Raw genomic sequence first — 4,849 nt, 5'->3', positions numbered from 1 at the left:
GATCAACGCCCATGTGCCGTTCTGGGTGGGCGCGGGCGCGGTGCTGCTGGCGGCCGGCGTGCTGGCGGCCACCCGCGCGCACCTGCCCGACATCGATGCGCCCGAGCCCGAACTCGACGAACTCACCGACCGTGCCAGGGCGGTCACCGTCGGCAACGACAGCTGATTGTCACGCCACCGCGACCCCGATCAGATGGCCGACGAGGTAGGTGGCCGCGATGGCGAACCCGCCGAACGCCAACTGCCGCAACGATCCCAGCGCGAGGGGTCGGCCGGTGATCCTGGCCGCGGAACCGCCGGCGAGCATCAGACCGACACCGCCGAACGCGAGGCCGAGCCACAGCGATTCGTAGCCGAGCAGGTACGGGATCAGCGGGATGATCGCGCCGATGGCGAACAGCACAAACGACGACCCTGCCGCCACCCAAGGGGACGGCTTCTCCCGCGGATCGACCCCGAGTTCCTGGACCAGGTGAAAGTTCAGCGCCTTGTTCTCGTCCCGATGGATCTCGTCGGTCGCAGCGGCGGCGGTCCGCGGCGTCATCCCCATCTCGGTGAGCATCGCCTCCATCTCCGCGCGCTCGGCCTGGGGATGTAAGCGGAAGGATTTGCGCTCCACCAACACCTCGGAGTCGATCTGCTCGTTGGCAGTGGTCACCGACGTGTACTCCCCCAGCGCCATCGAGAACGCGCCCGCGAGCAGTCCGGCGACGCCGCTGAGCACCACGGTCTGAGCGCTGGCGCTCGCGGCCACGCCCGCGATCAGGGCGGTGTTGCTCACCAGCCCGTCCATCGCGCCGAACGTCGCGGCCCGCAGCCACCCTCCGGTGACGTTGGCATGCCGGTGGTCGGCGACGTGCGGCATGCCCGTCGGCGACAGGGGCGGATCGGCGGGGTCGGTCATGGTGATCATTGAACGCCTGCGGTTGTGCGCTCGCGAAGTCAGGTTTACCTGGGTTTACAGCATCACAGTTTGCATCCGCGGGCTGCGGGCTACCGTCGAGTTATGACCACCACGGCGGAGCATCTTCGTAACACACTGGACGGTCGCTTTCGCGACGTGAAGAACCGGGTGCGCCAGGAACTCTCCAACCCGGTGTTCCGGCCCCACTACACCCCGAACACCGTGATCGCCCGCACCAAGGTGGGTGAGCAGATGCGCGTCATGGCCTCCCAGGGGGCGGCCGAAGACGGATTCAAGAAGGAGCACGGCGGCAACGGCGACGTCGGCGCAGCCGTCACGCAGATCGAGATGCTCGCGATGAGCGACCTCTCGCTGATGGTGAAGGCCGGCGTGCAGTGGGGCCTGTTCGGCGGCGCGGTGGAGAACCTCGGCACCGAGCGGCACCACCAGGACTACGTGCCCCGGATCATCAGCCTGGACCTGCTGGGGTGCTTCGCGATGACCGAGACCGGGCACGGCAGCGACGTCCAGTCACTGGAGACGACGGCGACCTACGACCCGGAGACGCAGGAGTTCGTCATCGACTCCCCCACCCCGTCCTCCCGCAAGGACTACATCGGGGGCGCAGCCGAAACTGCGAGGGTGGCAGCGGTTTTCGCACAGCTGATCACTCCGGACGGGGAAGGCCACGGGGTGCACTGCCTGATCGTGCCGATCCGCGACGACGAGGGCAACGACCTGCCGGGCGTGACCACCTCGGACTGCCATTACAAGGGTGGCCTGCCCGGGGTGGACAACGGCCGCATCCAGTTCGACCAGGTGCGGGTCCCGCGGGAGAACCTGCTCAACAAGTACGCCGACGTCGAGCCCGACGGCACGTACACCTCGCCGATCGAGAACATCGGCCGCCGGTTCTTCACGATGCTGGGCACCCTGATCCGCGGCCGCGTCACGGTGGGCGGCAGCGCGGGCGCCGCGGCGCGGGTGGGACTCGACATCGCGATCCGGTATGCGTTGGAGCGCAGGCAGTTCTCCGCCCCCGACGACGAGCAGGAAGTGCTGCTGATGGACTACCTGGTCCATCAGCGCCGACTGCTGCCGCTGATCGCGCGGTCGTATGCGTTGCAGTTCGCGCAGAACGAACTCGTCGCCAAGTGCCACGAACTACAGACCGCCGACGACCCCGACCCCGAGGAGCAACGCGAACTGGAGTCACGCGCGGCGGGCCTCAAAGCGGCGAACACCTGGCACGCGACCCGTGCCATCCAGGAGGCCCGCGAAGCATGCGGCGGCGCAGGCTATCTCGCCGAGAACCGGCTGATCGCGCTGAAGGCAGACACCGACGTGTTCACCACCTTCGAGGGTGACAACCACGTGCTGACCCAGCTGGTGGCCAAGGAACTGCTGACCGCTTACGCCGACGACATCAAGGGCATGAGCCCTGTCGAGTGGGTGCGCTTCGCGGCCAACTTCGCCGGCGAGCGGGTGATGAAACGCACTGCGGCGCAAACGATCATGCAGACGATCCTGGACACCAGGCAGGACAACGAGGAAGAGGGAAGCCTCTTCAACCGCGGCACGCAGGTGCAGATGTTCGAGGACCGCGAGGAGTACATGCTGGCCTCGGTCGCCCGGCGGCTGCAACGCAAGTCCAAGGAGATGAGCGCCTTCAATGCGTTCAACGCCGTGCAGGATCACGTGCTGCACGCCGCCACCGCGCACATCGACCGCATCATCCTCGAGGCATTCGTCGCAGGCATCGACACCTGCGAGGACGACGATGCCCGCGAGATCCTCGAGATGGTGTGCGACCTGTACGCGCTGTCGGTGATCGAAGAGGACAAGTCCTGGTTCGTCGAGCATCGTTTCCTGTCGACCGAACGTGCCAAGGCCGTCACCCGCGGGATCAACGACCGCTGCCGGCGGTTGCGTCCCCACACGGAGACACTCGTCGACGGGTTCGGCATCCCCGAGCAGTTGCGCTACGCCGAGATGCTGCACCCCGAACACATTCCCGACGCCGACGAGCACGCCGAGCAGGACGCCACCAGCGCCGGGGTCATCTGACCCAGGGTCAGGGCCCGGGGATGGGATCCAGCACGGTGAGCCTGCCGTCCTCGAGCGTCACCCGGGCCGACCCGATTCCGGTCGGGCAGCACGGCTCATCCTGTCCCTGGCGCCACTGGTACTGCACGTGCGCACGATGGTCGCCCTGCGGGATCACGGTGATGTAGGGACGCGGTTCCGGGGTGGGTGAGCCCACCGGGTCGGTGCCGTCGAAGAACAACACCTGCTGCGGGCTGTCAGGAGCCTCACCGTCGGTGACCACCACCCAGTTCAGCCGACAGTCCGGTGCGTTGCCGCGGGCGGTTTCCCGCCACTGACCGGGCGGCAGGAGCAAGAACTCGGAGGTGACGACCTCGTCCGTCGGACCGGGACCGCAGGCGGCGGTGCTCGTCGGTGCCGGACCCGACGGGCTCCAGCCGCAGCCGACGGTGAGCGCAGCCAACGTCACCAGCATCATCAGCGCCGACACGGGGCGCGAAACTCGCATGCCGCAAGACTAATGGGGCGTGTGCTCCCCCGGCTGGACTCGAACCAGCAACCCTTCGGTTAACAGCCGAATGCTCTGCCAATTGAGCTACAGGGGACTGCCCTCCCACGGTCGTTGCGCCGCGGGCCAGAGAGCACTTTAGCCTACGTCCGCGCCGCCTCGCCAATACGGTCCCAGCCGGGCGCGCACTGCCCGCGGTGAGGCAGGATGGACACCGAGCACGCAGTCCCGCGAGGATATCTGGAGGAGCCCTGTGATCGGGTATGTCGCCGTTCTGGCCGTCGGCTACGTGCTGGGAACCAAGGCGGGCAGGCAGCGCTACGAGCAGCTCTCGGGAACGTACAAGGCCGTCACGGGCAGTCCGGCCGCCAAGGCGGTCATCGACGCGGGACGGCGCAAGATCGCCGACCGGGTCTCCCCCGACCCGTCGATGGTGGAGTTGACGACGATCGACTCCGGCACCGAGATCCTCGAGCCGGAGCAGATGACGAAGAAGAAGCCCCGTTAGCCGCAGTCAGCCGAAGTCGCGGGTGATGGTGGTGCCGGGCAGCAGCGGACCGGTCTCGAACGGTATGCCGACGCCGACGCCGTCACCGTAGAGGCCGATCTCCGGCGTGCCGACGATGACGGGCGAGCCGTTGGAGTACCCCATGCAGTTGCCGTCTTCTTTATTGCCGAACCAGGCCAGGCAGGCCGGCTGCGCTGTCAGCTGCGGGGCGGCATCGGTGCTGCTCAGCGACGCGTAGAGCGGCACGGTCACGGCTGCGGCGGCAAACGCCCCAGCGATCAGTCGGGTGCTGTTGGTCCGGATCATGTGCACGAACATCGCCAACTCGCCTTCTCACTACCAATCAAAACGGCCCCGACTGCACGAACACCATAACCCGGCGGGCCTGATCACGCAGTCAGGTCGTCGCCACTTGCCTGTTCGAGCAGGCTGCGCCGGTAGCTCTCCATCGCCACCAGGTCACCGAACAGCGCGTGGTATTCGTCACCCTGCTCGACCGGCGACATCCGCTGCAGCTTGGACTTCACCTCGGCGATCTGGCGTCCGATCCACACTTCCTGCAATCGGGCCAGCACCCCGCCGATGTAGCGGGGCAACCTCTCGTCGTCGGCGTTGATCGCCTCGGCGCTCAGTTCGTTGACCAGGCCGGCCGCCATCGGGGAGGCGGTCTGGTCACGGACCGCCTCGATCCACTGCGCGCCGGTCACCCCGGCCGACGTCCCGCCGGCAGCCTGGATCGCCACCCGCACCGCCGCGTAGCCGGGATGGGTGAAGCTCTCGGTGGCCAGCGAGTCGAACACCGGTCCGGCCAGCGCCGGGTACTGCAGCGCCGACTTGAGCGCTTCGCGCTGGGGCCACAGCGTGGGGTCGGCCGGGTCGGGCC

General features: G+C 67.7%; 6 protein-coding genes, 1 tRNA gene and 1 pseudogene. 3 read left to right on the top strand and 5 right to left on the bottom strand.

Annotation, left to right across the window (positions count from 1 at the left end; translation table 11 throughout):
* A pseudogene (locus WA944_RS26180) lies at positions 1–166 on the top strand (MFS transporter); the annotation flags it as partial.
* Positions 167–169: 3 nt separating this feature from the next.
* Here WA944_RS26180 and WA944_RS26175 read toward each other — a convergent pair.
* On the bottom strand, positions 170–904 hold the full coding sequence (locus tag WA944_RS26175; protein ID WP_526374223.1) for a VIT1/CCC1 transporter family protein: 735 nt from the start codon (positions 902–904) through the stop codon (positions 170–172).
* Positions 905–1,006: 102 nt separating this feature from the next.
* Here WA944_RS26175 and WA944_RS26170 point away from each other — a divergent pair, with 102 nt between their 5' ends.
* The gene (locus WA944_RS26170; RefSeq protein ID WP_526374224.1) at positions 1,007–2,971 is read left to right on the top strand and encodes an acyl-CoA dehydrogenase family protein; all 1,965 of its coding nucleotides are present in this window, start codon (positions 1,007–1,009) and stop codon (positions 2,969–2,971) included.
* A gap of 7 nt (positions 2,972–2,978) precedes the next feature.
* Here WA944_RS26170 and WA944_RS26165 read toward each other — a convergent pair whose 3' ends face one another.
* Both WA944_RS26165 and WA944_RS26160 read right to left on the bottom strand, forming a co-directional pair.
* The gene (locus tag WA944_RS26165; RefSeq protein ID WP_526374225.1) at positions 2,979–3,458 is read right to left on the bottom strand and encodes an LppP/LprE family lipoprotein; all 480 of its coding nucleotides are present in this window, start codon (positions 3,456–3,458) and stop codon (positions 2,979–2,981) included.
* A 24-nt stretch (positions 3,459–3,482) separates the two neighbouring features.
* A tRNA-Asn gene (locus WA944_RS26160) sits at positions 3,483–3,555 on the bottom strand.
* A gap of 156 nt (positions 3,556–3,711) precedes the next feature.
* On the opposite strand from WA944_RS26160, the gene WA944_RS26155 reads away from it, so the two are divergent.
* On the top strand, positions 3,712–3,966 hold the full coding sequence (locus WA944_RS26155; RefSeq protein ID WP_526374226.1) for a hypothetical protein: 255 nt from the start codon (positions 3,712–3,714) through the stop codon (positions 3,964–3,966).
* Between the two features lie 6 nt (positions 3,967–3,972).
* Here the strand turns inward: WA944_RS26155 and WA944_RS26150 are convergent, their stop codons facing one another.
* Positions 3,973–4,284 (bottom strand): DUF7155 family protein, encoded by a 312-nt coding sequence (locus WA944_RS26150; protein WP_526374227.1) that lies wholly within the window; start codon positions 4,282–4,284, stop codon positions 3,973–3,975.
* A 71-nt stretch (positions 4,285–4,355) separates the two neighbouring features.
* Positions 4,356–4,849: DNA primase (gene dnaG / locus WA944_RS26145; RefSeq protein ID WP_526647492.1), on the bottom strand; the 494-nt coding region annotated here is incomplete at its 5' end.

Origin of the sequence: Mycobacterium sp. (assembly GCF_049683355.1) — a bacterium.
Classification (GTDB): domain Bacteria; phylum Actinomycetota; class Actinomycetes; order Mycobacteriales; family Mycobacteriaceae; genus Mycobacterium.
This window is presented reverse-complemented; position numbering and strand designations above follow the sequence as displayed.

Excerpts from the sequence above, each read along its gene's own strand:
- WA944_RS26170 (WP_526374224.1), top strand. The coding sequence starts at position 1,007 with ATGACCACCACGGCGGAGCATCTTCGTAACACACTGGACGGTCGCTTT.
- WA944_RS26175 (WP_526374223.1), bottom strand. The coding sequence starts at position 904 with ATGACCGACCCCGCCGATCCGCCCCTGTCGCCGACGGGCATGCCGCAC.
- WA944_RS26165 (WP_526374225.1), bottom strand. The coding sequence starts at position 3,458 with ATGCGAGTTTCGCGCCCCGTGTCGGCGCTGATGATGCTGGTGACGTTG.
- WA944_RS26150 (WP_526374227.1), bottom strand. The coding sequence starts at position 4,284 with ATGTTCGTGCACATGATCCGGACCAACAGCACCCGACTGATCGCTGGG.